The sequence below is a fragment of the Microcoleus sp. B13-B6 genome (genome assembly GCF_036705405.1).
Classification (GTDB): Bacteria; Cyanobacteriota; Cyanobacteriia; order Cyanobacteriales; family Microcoleaceae; genus Microcoleus.
In genome coordinates this window covers 15,015-28,861 of sequence record NZ_JAUBUJ010000017.1, presented here as the reverse complement: position 1 = coordinate 28,861, position 13,847 = coordinate 15,015, and the positions used below count along the sequence as shown (strand labels likewise).

Genomic DNA, 13,847 nt, shown 5'->3' with positions numbered 1-13,847 from the left:
TAAAAATCATCTCTTCACGACCTAATTAACAGATATTTAAAGACAAAGAGAATCGACCTGAACAAAAAACAATGCTCGAACTGCTGAACCAAGCTACAGCCAATAGATTCAGTTATTCAGGTCGCTGTATTTAACCCGTTTTGCTTGTAATATTACTTTGTAAAAAACTATAAATATTTACCAAGAATCCAATTTTTGTAAATGTTTGTAAAATATTTAAATTGTCAGCAGTAATCCCTTGGCAAACTTTAGTGAATGGTGTTACTAATATAAGCGTGGGGCATCCCCACAACGAACCTTGAAAATTCAATTAAGCAATCATAAACCAAGTCAGTAACTCAGGGCTAAAGCCACTGAGCTTGTAAGAGAAATCAAGCAAGCTGTATTGACCAGCCTAAGTCTTCACTGACTACGTTATTGGGGTCATAACACCGGAAAATGCGACGCTAGTTTTCCGCTCTGTTGTTTACAGTTAAACAGCCTTAAAGTCACTCTCGACAGTGCTGTAAGCGTGACAAGCCCCGATAACCTTGGCGAAGCGAACATTACCCCGAAAAGGAGATTGAGGCAACCATACCTCACCGGAGAGGCAACCATACCTCTCCAACCCCGCAAGGGATTCAAGGCGGTTGAAACCGCCGAGTCGTTTCCCACTTACCGAAAGTTTCTTATGACAACAACCGTACAGCGTCGCGAAAACGCCAACGTTTGGGAGCAGTTTTGCAACTGGGTAACTAGCACGGAAAACCGGATTTACATCGGTTGGTTCGGCGTCTTGATGATTCCTACCTTGCTGAGTGCCACCATCTGCTACATCATCGCCTTCATCGCTGCTCCTCCTGTGGACATCGACGGCATCCGCGAACCAGTTGCTGGTTCCTTGATGTACGGCAACAACATCATTAGTGGTGCTGTTGTTCCTTCATCGAATGCGATCGGGCTTCACTTCTATCCCATCTGGGAAGCAGCTTCCCTCGATGAGTGGTTGTACAACGGCGGCCCCTACCAATTGGTAGTATTTCACTTCCTGATTGGCATTTTCTGCTACATGGGTCGTGAATGGGAATTGTCCTACCGCTTAGGTATGCGTCCTTGGATCTGCGTCGCTTACTCTGCACCAGTTGCAGCAGCCACCGCAGTATTCTTGATCTACCCGATCGGACAAGGCAGCTTTTCTGACGGTATGCCCTTGGGTATCTCCGGCACATTCAACTTTATGATCGTGTTCCAAGCCGAGCACAACATCCTGATGCACCCCTTCCATATGTTGGGAGTTGCTGGTGTCTTCGGCGGTGCTCTGTTCTCCGCCATGCACGGTTCCTTGGTAACATCTTCTTTGGTTCGCGAAACAACCGAAACTGAATCTTTGAACTACGGTTACAAATTCGGTCAAGAAGAAGAAACCTACAACATCGTTGCAGCCCACGGCTACTTCGGTCGTTTGATTTTCCAATACGCGAGCTTTAACAACAGCCGTTCTTTGCACTTCTTGTTAGGTGCATGGCCAGTTGTCGGTATCTGGTTTACCTCTTTGGGTATTTCCACGATGGCGTTTAACTTGAACGGTTTCAACTTCAACCAATCGGTTATCGACTCGCAAGGTCGCGTCATCAACACTTGGGCTGATGTCATCAACCGCGCTAACTTGGGTATGGAAGTGATGCACGAGCGCAACGCTCACAACTTCCCTCTCGACTTGGCGGCCGGTGAAACAACTCCCGTAGCTTTGGTTGCTCCTTCCATCAACGGCTAAATTTAGCTTTTGATTAACAAAAAGCGCTCCTAGAAATAGGGGCGCTTTTTGTTTGGGCAAGTATAATTTGATAGATTTTTTTCTGTTAAATCCGTTAAATCTGAGATGTTGCACCATTCTCAGGAACAGGCTTTCCGGCCTGTTCCACAAAGAGTGAATTTTCTTGTGGAACAGGCCGGAAAGCCTGTTCATAAAAAGCTTATTGAGAATGGTGCAACTTCTCAGTTAAATCCGTTAAATCTGTTAAATCTCGTACACTGCGCGTTGCCGAGCTTCCTTCTTCCCGATCGATCTGATATATTGATTAAGAATTATTATTTTTGGCAATCATCAAAGTGGCGATATTTAACAGGCACAAATTTGAAAAACTCGTGGTTCATAAATCCAAAACATTAGCCTGGGCGATCGCACTTTTCAGCGGCATTTTGATGGCATTGACAACCGCACCAGTAAATGCTTGGCTATTGGCTTGGGTAGCCCTAGTTCCCCTCTGGATTTTGGTTGTTAGTTATGAAAAGCCTCTTCAAGAAGTAAAAAAACAAAAATTCTTCATTCTTCCTGCTTCATTCTTCCTTCTTCCTTTACTCTGGGGAATTGGCTATCACGGATTAGCCTTATCTTGGATTATGGGAATTCACCCGATGACTTGGTTGGGAGTTCCTTGGTGGCCGAGTTTGGCGATCGCACTTTTTTGCTGGGCATTCATCACCCTCTGGGGAGCCGCCTTAGTCGCCGTTTGGGCGTGGCTATTTGTAATTCTCAACTCTCTAACTTTACCCGGCAAAAATCCTATTCATATTCTTAACTCCCCCCCTTTACAAGGGGGGGCTGGGGGGGGTAGCTCTAAATTTTCAGCATTAACTCGCGTTTTAATTGGCACAGCTTTGTGGTGCGCCTTAGAAAGTATTTGGAGTACAGGTTCGCTGTGGTGGACATCTCTCTCTTATACCCAAAGCCCGCACAATTTAGCAATATTGCACCTCGGTCAACTCTCCGGGCCCAGCGCAGTAACAGCCGCTCTTGTAGCAGTAAATGGCTTAATCGCCGAAGCTTTTCTTGAAGGAAGAAGGAAGAAGGAAGAAGGAAGTTCGGCAACGGATTGTGTAACGGATGTAACGGATGTAACGGATGGATGGAAGCAGGAGAGAGCCCGAGGTAAGAAGGGAGAAGTCCGAGGGAAGAAGTCGGTTGCTTATATTTTGCCTGCGGGTTTATTTTTAGTTTTGCATATTGCAGGCTGGAGTTTGTACAATCGGCCTTTAATTCAAGAGGCGGGAACATCATTAAAAATTGGCATTATTCAAGGCAATATTCCTAACGAGATTAAGTTTGACTCAGCGGGCTGGGGGCGCGCTTTGGAAGGTTACACCACTGGATACAAACAGTTAGCAGACAGGAAAGTCGATGCTGTGTTAATTCCAGAGACGGCTTTGCCTTTTATCTGGACAAACGAGTATCAGCGTTCTACTCTTTCCTTTTACCAAGCTATTCTCGAACGCGGCGTTGTGGCTTGGGTTGGAGGATTCGGACAGCAAGATAATAGTATCACTAACAGCTTATTGGCGATCGATCGCACTGGAGAAATTATCGGTCGCTACGATAAACTAAAGCTAGTGCCTTTAGGCGAATATATCCCTTTTTACGAAATTTTAGGCGGGATTATTAATCGCCTTTCTCCCTTAGATGCTCATTTAGTACCCGGTAATTCTAAACAAGTGTTTGATACGCCGTTTGGCCGCGCCATTGTCGGAATTTGTTACGATTCGGCGTTTGCTGAAATTTTCCGATATCAGGCGGCGAAGGGAGGCGAATTTATGATCACCGCTTCCAACAATGCCCATTACAAACCCCCAATGCTGGATCAACATCATGCTCTAGATGTGATGCGGGCAATTGAAACTGATAGATGGGCAGTTATCGCAACTAATACGGGTTACTCTGCTTTTGTAAATCCTCGCGGCGAGACGGTTTGGAAGTCTGGAATTAATACCTATGAAGTCCGAGATGCTACTATTTATCGGCGGCAAACTCGAACTTTGTACGTGCGGTGGGGAGATTGGCTGACACCTTTATTGTTAGTATTGGCTGGGTTAATGCGGTTAATTGTTAGAAATTAACCCGTAGGTTATACGATTTTAGATTTTCGATACCAATCTAAAATCTAAAATCTAAAATCTAAAATTGTTAGTATTGGCTGGATTAATGCGGTTTATTGTTAGAAATTAACGTTAGTAAAGAGTTTTAGGGTGGGGCGGGGGCGGGTTTATTAAATCTGTTTGCACTGTGAGGATTATTGGTGAACCCGCCCCTACAGTTCACTAATGACTAATGACCAATGATTAATGACTCTACTTATCTTTCAGGTGTTGGTGAACGCTAGGAGATAAAGAAATTAAATCGTCCATATTGCGCTGCATGGCAGCACACATATTGTCCAAAGGCAAATCATTGGCATCGCGCCCGAAGGGATTTTCTATTTCAATGCCGATTTCTTCGATGCCGAACAAAGTAAAACTAATTAAAGCAACAACAGGGCCGGTTCCCCAACCCAAATCCTTCACCATTTGAAAGGGCAGTGCCAAAGAGTAAAGTAACAATAGCTGTTTGAGGTGAATCGCGTAAGCCAAAGGGATAGGCGTCTTCAAAATCCGCTCGCAGCCCCCTAATACATCAATCATAGAGTTGAGCAACTCATTCATACCAGTTAACTGATAAACATCCACGCAATTGCGCTCGTACTGCTCGTGCATATAATCCTCAATCCAAAAGGCAACTTCTAGGGGCGGATTGTTCATCGATTTGAGCTTTTGGTACTGCGCTGGGGACATTAACGGCTCCAACTCTGGATTGACTGATTCTTGCCGTAAGTGCAGTTTCATTGCCACTGCCAAGGCAACTAATAGGCGCAGTGCTGACTTTTTTTCTATGATATCCTGCGGGTCTTTTTCCTCAATTGCTACCCAGATTTGACGAGCCAAATTGCGGATGTTATTGTTTAAAGTACCCCACAATCTGCGACCTTCCCAAAATCGCTCGTAGGCTGTGTTTGTCCGAAAAACTAACAGTAAACCGAGGACAATACTCGGTACAATGCTAGACAAAATCGGCAAGGATACTGGCAAGTTGAAAAAGTACAGGAAGGAAATAAACACCCCAAATCCGCCGCACAGCAAAACGCGCGGCAAAATTGAGGGAATGACAGACCCTCGAACCTGTAATGCAATTTTAAACCACGACGGTCGATCGCCACTCATGCAAGTCTCCTCATTAAATTAGTAGTCTGCGCCCTAGGGCCTGCCGCACAAATGCCTGCTACACTTAGTTCTGCAGCTCCCCTCAGTCTATTTGAGATTCGAGATTTTAGATTGACTCCACAGATAAATGTGGGGGGTTTGAACTTTGGTCTAAAATTTTTTGGTCTCCACGACTGCTGTCGGGGGCTTGTATCCCTATTTGGGTGCGGTGAGAGCTTCCGAAAAAAGCTTTCCTACAAACAACCTTTGGATTTTACCCAAAAAACTCATATTTAGGATCAATCTAAAATCTAAAACCTAAAACCTAAAATCTAAAATTGATTGACTGAGGCACTTAATTCGGTAAGATTAATCATGTATCTTTAAACCTCAGCTTCCGTGCAAGAGCTACCGACATCTGTGCCCCCGCATTTTCACCGATTGCCAAACCAACGGTGGCAAATTTATTCGCCTCAACCACAGCAAGCCGAACAGTTTGCCACTGAAATCGGTTTGTCGCCCTTGCTGGCACAGGTACTGATTAACCGGGGAATCGATTCGCTTAAAGAAGTGCAAGGGTTTATCGAACCGGAATCTCTGGTTTTGCCCGCACCAAAGGATGAGTTTCCCGATTTGGCTGCGAGTGTCAAATTGTTGCGGGAGGCGATTTCGGGAGGGCAAAAAATTGCGATATGCGGCGACTACGATGCTGACGGGATGACGAGCACGGCTTTGTTGCTACGCGCTCTGAGGCTGCTGGGGGCGAATGTGGATTATGCTATTCCCAGCCGGATGCGAGAAGGTTATGGGATTAACGATCGCATTGTAGAAGAATTTCACTCCGAAGGTGTCGCTCTCATTCTCACTGTTGACAACGGAATTGCAGCCTACGGCCCGGTTGCCAGAGCGCGAGAACTCGGTGTCAAAGTTATTATTACAGACCACCACGATTTACCCCCAAAACTGCCGCCGGCAGATGCTATTCTCAACCCGAAATTAATTGCGGAATCTTCGCCCTATCGCGGTTTAGCTGGCGTAGGCGTTGCTTATGTTTTGGCGATTACTTTGGCGATTGATATGCAGAAAGTGGGCGGCTTGGTGAATCCGCTGCTGGAGTTATTTACTTTAGGAACTATTGCGGATTTAGCGCCTTTGACAGGAGTTAATCGGCGCTGGGTGAAGCGGGGTTTGCGGCTGTTGCCTCACTCGCAATTGGCGGGTATTCAGGCTTTGATTCAGGTGGCGGGAGTGCAGCCGGGAAGTGGGGAAAGTTCATCTATTCTCAACTCAAAACTCACGGGCGGGCACGGGGGCACCGCCCCTACTCAAAATTCCTTAAAGCCTGAAGATATTGGTTTTCGGCTTGGGCCCCGGATTAATGCTGTGGGGCGGCTGGCTGACCCTCAAATTGTGATAGAGTTGCTGACTACGGACGATCGCGAATTGGCTCTTAAAAACGCGATGCAGTGCGAACAAATTAATCAGCGCAGGCAGGAGTTGTGCCAGGAAATTGAGCAGGAAGCAATTGCTTGGTGCGAGAAAAGTGAGCTAGACTTGCAGCAAGAACGAGTTTTAGTTGTCGTGCAACCTGGTTGGCACCACGGGGTGATCGGGATTGTAGCTTCTCGGTTGGTGGAACGCTACGGCGTACCTGTGTTTATTGGTACTTTTGAGGATGAGGGCGGGCACGGGGGCACCGCCCCTACAACCTCATCCTCCTCCGTGCCCCCGTGCCCGCCCGCTAAAATTGTCCGGGGTTCGGCGAGGGGAATTCCTGAGTTTAATGTATTTGACGGTCTGAATTTTTGCGCGGATTTATTAACTAAATTTGGCGGACACAAAGCGGCTGGCGGTTTTTCTATGCCGGCTGAGAATCTCGACCAATTCCGCAATCAATTGTCAATTTTTGCCAATCAATGTTTGCAGCCGGAACACCTAAAACCGCTGGTTTCAGTAGATGTGCAGGCAAATTTGGCAGAGATAAATCTCGACATTTACCGACAAATTGATGCTCTAGAACCTTGCGGGATTGAAAATAAGGCTCCTGTATTTTGGACGCCTAATGTTTGCATAACTGAACAGAAAATTGTGGGTAAAGGAGGTCACGTTAAACTAACTGCAACTCAAGATGGAAATGTATCGGCTAGTGTGAAGGCGATTGCTTGGCGTTGGGGCGAATATTTTCCTTTGCCTCGGCGGGTTGATATTGCTTACCGATTGCGGGAAAATAGTTTTAATGGCAAGACATCGGTGGAGTTAGAATTGTTGGGTGTCCGGCTGCCCGCAAGTGTTGCTAGTTCCAGGCCGCCGATGTTCGGAAAAGTTGAGTTTTATTATTGCGATCGCACTTATTCTTGCAGTCTGTCTCCAGCCGGATCGATCGAGGAATTGAGAATTCGCAACTCTCAAGGGCAAGTTTTGGCTGTTGCACCCGGACAAAACATCGGTTTGTTAGGCAACTCCCGCAAGGATGCTAGAGAAGTCGATGTATCTCTACCTTTTTTTGAGAATTTGATTCAAACTGCTAAACACGCCCTCGGTATTTGATAACTCGGTATTTGATAACTCGGTATTTGATAACTCGGTATTTGATAACTCGGTATTTGATAACAAAGCTCGTGCAGCAGGGAAAATTGGCGATCAAGCGTTGTGAATTTTGAATAATTTAAAACTCAAAACTCCCAACTCTCGATCGCCGCCTAGCGTGCTATAATTACAGGTCGCCGCCTTTAGCAGCCAAGAGAAAAATCACGATCGGGCCAGAAAGCACGACTGCTGCGAGTAAAGCTACCTGAACAATGAGTTGGTAGTCTACACCACCCATACCACTGAAAAGATCGGTTATAAAGTCCATTTGTCCTCCTGACTGTAGTGATTAAGTCTAGATTGTTGCATTAGAAAATCCGCTTCTGATTTTACCGGGCGATCGACCATATTTTTTAAGGAACTTTACAAAATTCAACAAAATGTAAACTACGATCGACCTCTCAGTCACAGGAAACCAGGGACTTGATGCCCCTTCCCGGAAAGTCCCCCAATCTAAAATCTAAAATCTAAAATCGAACCGCCCCTTCGGGATATCCGCCTCCGGCGCTGGCAATTGATATACTTGAAGAGCCCCAATCTCCTAAAGTTTGGCATTTTCCACATAATGCTCCGAATCTAAAATCTAAAATCTAAAATCTAAAATCTAAAATCAAACTATGGCTACTTGGCGTTGCGTAAAGCAGTGCGGTGCTTGTTGTTACCTCGACCCAACAGAGCGCCCAGACTTAGACGAGTATTTATCTGAAGAGGAATTAGCGCTCTATTTGAGCTTAGTCGGAGAGGACGGTTGGTGTATCAATTTTGACAGAGCGACGCGAGAATGCGGAATTTATGCCGATCGACCGCGCTTTTGTCGGGTAGACTCAGAGGTGTTTCAGGATATGTACGGCGTTGAGCCGACTGAATTGAACGATTTCGCGATCGAGTGCTGCTTGGAGCACATTGAAGATCTTTATGGCGATCGATCTTTGGAAATGATCCGCTTTAACTCTGAAGTCGGAATTCTCGCCTTACCTGACAACTAACCGAACTTGATGCTCATTAGGCTTTCTCTTTGCGGATGATTTTTCGCGCTGGGCATCTCAATCTAAAATCTAAAATCTAAAATCTAAAATCGTCTGCCGGTTTCTCACCGGGAGAGTGTCAAAATAAACAAATCAAAGAAATATCGCGCAGTTGAGTTGATCCATGAGCAATCGAGAGGGTTTTACAGGGGGATTTATTGCCGGAGCTGCTGTTGGCGGCTTGGTGGGTGCAGTTTTGGGCGCGGTGCTGTCGCGGCGCGCTGCTGAAGCTTTGCTGAGTGAACCTTCAGACGCAAAGACAAGAAAGATCCGCCAGAGGAAAGCCAGCCAACTCGAAGCCGACAGTATGGAAGTAGCAAGGCTGAGTTTAGAAGATAAAATTGCTCAGCTAAATCAGGCAATAGATGACGTGCGGCTGCAACTCGGCGACGTAAACGGGAACGCGCCGGCGCCGGGTGGCGAGGGTTCGATCGCCAACGACTCCTGAATCCCTTTAAAATTTTAGATTAGTCTGGCAGATCGATGCGCGTTACTGACATCTTGCACCATTCTCGCTTTACAGGCCTTTCGGGCCTGTGAAGCCAAGAGTGAATTTTATTGTGGGCCGTTAGTCTTCTAGCCCGCCCGTAAACAGCCTCATGCTCCCCCTCTCCCCGACCTATGCTAAACTTTAAGTTAAAGTGTCTGTAAACTTTACTCAAACTACAAGCAAAATTTATGAGTTCTTCAATAGGCCTTTTGGCAACCACGCTGTCCACATTTCTGCAAATCTATGTAGCCCTGATGATTATTCGGGTGCTGTTAAGCTGGTTCCCTAACATCAATTGGTACGACCCCCCGTTTTCAATTTTGAGTCAGTTAACAGACCCTTACCTCAATCTATTCCGATCGATTATCCCCCCCTTGGGAGGGATTGATTTTTCGCCGCTGATTGCGTTTTTTGTACTGCAATTCGGCTCGGAATTCTTGATTGGTCTTTTGACCAGCTTGCAAACATCCTTGTAGTTTGAAAAGCTTAAGTTTTTAAGCATCGAGCGTAAATTGTTTTGCCGACCTAGCTGCCGACAACTAAATTTTAGATTTGACATTTTTAGATAAACTCCCCGGTTGAAAAGCTGGGGAGTTTATCGTACATGAGAAATGAGAAATTGCCAGCCACTCAACAATCGAAAATCTAAAATCTCAAACTGCATCGCAATTTCACGGCCAGCCAACCCAAAATCTCTTTCTCAGCAATCTAAAATCTCAAATAGTTTCGTTAGCGGCGAACCACGCCAGTAAAACCTGTAGCTTTAAATTGCTTGAGCTTCAAAGGTGTTCGTTGATTGGCGGCAACCGAAATTCTGAGCTGAAAATCGCTAACTCCGGGAGGAACTTCTTCTATAGAACCCAACCGAGTCCGGTTTTGCATCACCGGATTGTCGTCAGCATCATAAATGCGGCCGAAAATATCGGCATTGACAACTGGTTTGCCGGTGCTATTTTCAGCTTTCCCAGTAATCAAAAAGCAGGTAGCTTCCATAGAACTGCCACTGGTGACTGTTCCTTCTCCCATTTCTGCCGGACATTCGCGATAAGAAAGGTCGGAAAGTTTAATCTGCGTCAGAGCCCAAGCAGGTGGAGTGAAGACCAAACTAAAAATTCCGATTAGGCAAGTAGCAAAAAAAAGGCTGATAGCTCGAAATTTCATAAATTGCGGGGCAAGTATATTTTAATTCTCAGCTTAGCGCGAATTGGGCCTCAAATTCCGGCTTATAGGAATTCTGAAAACTACAGCTACTTTTTGAAGAAATGGCATTAATCTAGACCTAAATGCTGTCGCAAGGCTTGGCGCATCACATCAACTGGGACGGATTCTTGATCCAGCCAAATTTTTAAGGCGGCTGCTCCTTGTTGAACTAGCATTTCGAGTCCGTCAATAGCTCGCGCTCCCCGAAGCTGTGCATCTTTGAGAAACTGGGTAGGATTAGGGGTGTAAATTAAATCATAGACGATCGCACTTGCTGAAATTCGATCGATCTCACCAGCCGCAACCGGCGACTTTTCCCCCTGCGGATACATCCCCACAGGCGTCGTGTTCACCAGCAAATCTGCCTGCGAAATTAAACTTGACAAATTATCCCAAGTATGCACCTGCAAATTATGCACGGGCATCGGAGAATTGACCCAACTCTGCTGAAATTCCGCTAAATTTTGTTCGCTGCGGCCGACAACGTGAATCTCTGCACATCCCAATTGAGCGCATCCAGCCACAACAGCTCTCGCCGCCCCGCCATTCCCCAAAATTACCGCTACTTTCTGACTCCAATCGGAACCCCCCCTAGCCCCCCCTTGGTAAGGGGGGGGACAGGATTCAACAGCCCCCCCTTGGTAAGGGGGGGGACAGGATTCAACAGCCCCCCCTTGGTAAGGGGGGGGACAGGATTCGATAGCCGTATTGCCCGTTTCTAAGGGAGAGGTCGCGTCTTTAGCCCCCCCTTGGTAAGGGGGGGTTGGGGGGGGTTGCAGCGGCGCGAGAAAGCCTTCAACGTCAGTATTTGTGCCACACCAACCTTTGTCAGTCAGGTATACGGTATTGACTGCGCCGATCGATCGGGCGATCGGGGAAACTTCCGACAACAGCGGTAGGATTGCTTGTTTGTGCGGAATCGTGATGCTAAATCCCCGAACGCCGATCGCCGCAAATCCTGCAAGAGCAACCTTTAAATCCTCTGGTTTTACTGGAAACGGCAAGTAAACAAAATCGACTCCCAAGTGGGAAATAGCAGCATTGTGCATCGCCGGCGACAGAGAATGTTCGACGGGATGACCAATTACTCCCAACAGTTTAGTAGTGCCTTTAATCATTTTTGTTAGTTGACTGTTGACTGTTGACAGTTAACGGTTGACGGTTGACTGTTGACGGTTGACTGTTGATCGGGCAATGCTGTTGACTTTTGACTGTTGACTTTTGTTAGTTTTCATAGCACATCCTGCTACAATAACGCCCTTATTCTTTAGTCCGCTAGAAGTGAACTTCGTTTGACCGAAGAGCGATTTCAACCGTCAACTGTCAACAGTCAACTGTCAACTGTCAACTGTCAACCGTCAACTCTCAACTGTTTCCCGAAACTCTTTGGCGTCAGCCAAAATCGGATTGACATCAAACCAGTAATCCTCGCCGTAACGGTATTCAAACACCCAGAGACTCCGCAGCAATATTTGGTATTTAGTTTCCCCGTTCACAGTTTTGGTAGCGGATACTTGGCGCAGCAATTTCCACTCATCCGGTTCGATCGCCAAAGTAAGCTGGTGGCGGCGCTGGACGATCACATTTTCCAAAGTTTCCCGCGACAGAGGAGGGTCTTGTTTCTGCAGACAGCCATACAGTAGTTGCAGCAAATTGCGGACATGACCCCCGCTGACTCGACACAGGCGATCGAGAGTTTCCGCAGAGTCGAAAACTTTGCCTACCAAAGCATAGCGCTGCGAAGGGTGCACTGTGGGAAACGCACGCGCCAGAACCATCTGCCGCAGCAATTCCACACCCTCAGAGCACTCAGAACCATCGCTCAACTGTACCGGCACCATCGGCAAAACCTTCGGATCTACCCCAAATCGATTGGTCAACTGGCCCAAATCGTTAGAGAAAATCAGCACCAAAGGAATTGTATACACGACGTGGCAATTTAGTCTGGCCAACTGTTCGCCGCGATCGACAAACAGGTATTCCGGCTGCAGTCGCCCCGTCGGTTTCGCGCACAGGTGTATGCGATCGAGATTGTCGATAATTACTACAAGTCCTTGTTTTCCTTGGCGTTTGAGTTCTTGATTAGCCGGCTCCAACAACTCCTTATTCAGTGCATCTAAAATTACGTTAGTTCGCGGCTCCAAATATTGCCTCAACTCCGATCGCAGATTCGGAGCATCTTTCGCCTTAGCAGTAATTTTGCCAATTCCCAACGCCAGAGAAAATTCTCCCTCCGTGCTGGCATTTATTTCCCCCAAACCAGGGACATTAGCTTCAGCGCTCAAGTCTATTTGAGTTTGAAAAACATCCGCAACCCCTTTGAGCAAAGCTTTAAAACCCGTCGGTTGCAGCTTGATTTTCATTTTCTCAATGCTTTCGCTCACCTGACGAGCAACGCTCAACAAAATGTCAGTGATATCTACATCTGCCATGTCTAAGTCTTTACTCGACTCAAAGTAAACAACATGAAATCCTTGTTGCTGCAATTGAGCTTGCAGCCGCAGCAATTCTGTTGATTTACCAGAGCCGATGTGACCGGTGAATAATTGACAGGTAGGTGCATCCGGGGACAGACGGCTGATGGTGCGCTCCAATTGTTCTACGATTGTGCCGCCCCGCACTGATGAGAAATCGATATAGTATTGTCTGTCTTCTTGATTTGCTACTGCCAGGGTGTAGCTGGGATTGCAGGCGCTATAAAATTTCTGTAAATTTAGTTCCATACCCTGTTCCATCTTTCACAACATTATGCCCTAATATCTTATTCGTTTCGCTACTTTACTAATCAGAACAAGTGGCCCGTTTATTCGGCTGTTTTATTTTGCGGTCAATATCTTGATGTAGCCCATACAATTTTAGATTTTAGATTTTAGATTTTAGATGGGTAATGACTAATCACTATCGGGGTTGGGGTCTTCCCTCCCTGGCTATTCTTTTTTTAAACTTTTATCATCATACGCACTCACCAATTATACCTAATTTTTGCCTACAGGGAATGAAGGGAAATCACTAATACCCGATAACTAGGCAATCGCTGTGTCTGTGCCGATCGCAATTTTGTATATTGAAATCAACGACGAAGATTGGGCGGTAATGTTCTCGCGTCAAAGTGGCTATTTTAGTACGGTTAACCGAATATATAAAGGGCGGTAACTTGCACCATATCCGAGTTCATAAACCAAGATATTGTGTTTTCTCTGCTGAATTGTCCGATAAATTATCCATATTCCGCCTCCGATACAAAAAATCCTTGTTGTCAGTTTGAATAAAAAAGACACGCTAGTATAGAAACCTCCTTGGCGGTTGCTATATCCCCATTAACCGATTAATCATGGCTGTAATTACTAATCCTAAGATTAGCGAAATCAATCAGTTAATCCGCATTTAAATTGCATAGTAAAATAAATTTTTCCTCTTGTGGGGAGTAGGGGTTGGGCAGGAAATCCCGCCCTCAATATACAAATTAAATGCACAACAGCTTAGGAATGAGAATTAAATAACTTCCACAAGTTTGTGGGATGGGCGGGACGCCCATCCCACAATAACAATTAAAATTGTAA

Annotated in this window: 12 protein-coding genes; 6 read left to right on the top strand and 6 right to left on the bottom strand. The window is 46.1% G+C overall.

Going from position 1 to position 13,847, the window contains the following annotated elements; translation table 11 throughout:
* The first annotated feature begins 670 nt into the window (after positions 1-670).
* Both psbA and lnt read left to right on the top strand, forming a co-directional pair.
* Entirely contained in the window at positions 671-1,753 is a 1,083-nt protein-coding gene (psbA, locus tag QUB35_RS10095) for a photosystem II q(b) protein (RefSeq protein ID WP_333141724.1), read from the top strand.
* 335 nt (positions 1,754-2,088) lie between these two features.
* Positions 2,089-3,870 (top strand): apolipoprotein N-acyltransferase, encoded by a 1,782-nt coding sequence (lnt, locus tag QUB35_RS10090; RefSeq protein ID WP_445252113.1) that lies wholly within the window; start codon positions 2,089-2,091, stop codon positions 3,868-3,870.
* A 231-nt stretch (positions 3,871-4,101) separates the two neighbouring features.
* On the opposite strand, the gene QUB35_RS10085 is transcribed toward lnt, so the two are convergent.
* Positions 4,102-5,007, bottom strand: coding sequence for a bestrophin family ion channel (locus tag QUB35_RS10085; protein ID WP_333141722.1), 906 nt, complete (start codon positions 5,005-5,007; stop codon positions 4,102-4,104).
* Positions 5,008-5,385: 378 nt separating this feature from the next.
* Here QUB35_RS10085 and QUB35_RS10080 point away from each other — a divergent pair, with 378 nt between their 5' ends.
* Complete coding sequence (locus tag QUB35_RS10080; protein ID WP_333141720.1) at positions 5,386-7,533, top strand: DHH family phosphoesterase; 2,148 nt, start codon at positions 5,386-5,388, stop codon at positions 7,531-7,533.
* Here QUB35_RS10080 and QUB35_RS39105 read toward each other — a convergent pair.
* Both QUB35_RS39105 and psb30 read right to left on the bottom strand, forming a co-directional pair.
* On the bottom strand, positions 7,480-7,599 hold the full coding sequence (locus QUB35_RS39105; protein WP_445252029.1) for a pentapeptide repeat-containing protein: 120 nt from the start codon (positions 7,597-7,599) through the stop codon (positions 7,480-7,482). The genes QUB35_RS10080 and QUB35_RS39105 overlap by 54 nt on opposite strands.
* A gap of 100 nt (positions 7,600-7,699) precedes the next feature.
* The gene (gene psb30, locus QUB35_RS10075; protein ID WP_333054512.1) at positions 7,700-7,840 is read right to left on the bottom strand and encodes a photosystem II reaction center protein Ycf12/Psb30; all 141 of its coding nucleotides are present in this window, start codon (positions 7,838-7,840) and stop codon (positions 7,700-7,702) included.
* 349 nt (positions 7,841-8,189) lie between these two features.
* On the opposite strand from psb30, the gene QUB35_RS10070 reads away from it, so the two are divergent.
* The 3 genes from QUB35_RS10070 (at position 8,190) to QUB35_RS10060 (ending at position 9,563) form a co-directional block, all read left to right on the top strand.
* Complete coding sequence (locus tag QUB35_RS10070; RefSeq protein ID WP_333141717.1) at positions 8,190-8,558, top strand: YkgJ family cysteine cluster protein; 369 nt, start codon at positions 8,190-8,192, stop codon at positions 8,556-8,558.
* Between the two features lie 163 nt (positions 8,559-8,721).
* A complete protein-coding gene (locus QUB35_RS10065; RefSeq protein WP_333141715.1) occupies positions 8,722-9,045 on the top strand; it encodes a hypothetical protein in 324 nt (107 codons plus the stop codon).
* A gap of 230 nt (positions 9,046-9,275) precedes the next feature.
* A complete protein-coding gene (locus tag QUB35_RS10060) occupies positions 9,276-9,563 on the top strand; it encodes a YggT family protein (protein ID WP_333102770.1) in 288 nt (95 codons plus the stop codon).
* Between the two features lie 253 nt (positions 9,564-9,816).
* Here the strand turns inward: QUB35_RS10060 and QUB35_RS10055 are convergent, their stop codons facing one another.
* The 3 genes from QUB35_RS10055 to QUB35_RS10045 form a co-directional block, all read right to left on the bottom strand.
* Positions 9,817-10,248: a hypothetical protein gene (locus QUB35_RS10055; RefSeq protein ID WP_190657424.1), complete on the bottom strand. Its 432-nt coding sequence runs from the start codon at positions 10,246-10,248 to the stop codon at positions 9,817-9,819.
* A gap of 107 nt (positions 10,249-10,355) precedes the next feature.
* A complete protein-coding gene (locus tag QUB35_RS10050) occupies positions 10,356-11,405 on the bottom strand; it encodes a shikimate dehydrogenase (protein WP_333141713.1) in 1,050 nt (349 codons plus the stop codon).
* 240 nt (positions 11,406-11,645) lie between these two features.
* Positions 11,646-13,010 (bottom strand): P-loop NTPase fold protein, encoded by a 1,365-nt coding sequence (locus QUB35_RS10045; protein WP_333141711.1) that lies wholly within the window; start codon positions 13,008-13,010, stop codon positions 11,646-11,648.
* Between the last annotated feature and the right edge of the window lie 837 nt (positions 13,011-13,847).

Excerpts from the sequence above, each read along its gene's own strand:
- QUB35_RS10085 (WP_333141722.1), bottom strand. The coding sequence starts at position 5,007 with ATGAGTGGCGATCGACCGTCGTGGTTTAAAATTGCATTACAGGTTCGA.
- QUB35_RS10055 (WP_190657424.1), bottom strand. The coding sequence starts at position 10,248 with ATGAAATTTCGAGCTATCAGCCTTTTTTTTGCTACTTGCCTAATCGGA.
- QUB35_RS10065 (WP_333141715.1), top strand. The coding sequence starts at position 8,722 with ATGAGCAATCGAGAGGGTTTTACAGGGGGATTTATTGCCGGAGCTGCT.
- QUB35_RS10070 (WP_333141717.1), top strand. The coding sequence starts at position 8,190 with ATGGCTACTTGGCGTTGCGTAAAGCAGTGCGGTGCTTGTTGTTACCTC.
- psbA (WP_333141724.1), top strand. The coding sequence starts at position 671 with ATGACAACAACCGTACAGCGTCGCGAAAACGCCAACGTTTGGGAGCAG.
- QUB35_RS10060 (WP_333102770.1), top strand. The coding sequence starts at position 9,276 with ATGAGTTCTTCAATAGGCCTTTTGGCAACCACGCTGTCCACATTTCTG.
- QUB35_RS10045 (WP_333141711.1), bottom strand. The coding sequence starts at position 13,010 with ATGGAACTAAATTTACAGAAATTTTATAGCGCCTGCAATCCCAGCTAC.
- psb30 (WP_333054512.1), bottom strand. The coding sequence starts at position 7,840 with ATGGACTTTATAACCGATCTTTTCAGTGGTATGGGTGGTGTAGACTAC.
- QUB35_RS10050 (WP_333141713.1), bottom strand. The coding sequence starts at position 11,405 with ATGATTAAAGGCACTACTAAACTGTTGGGAGTAATTGGTCATCCCGTC.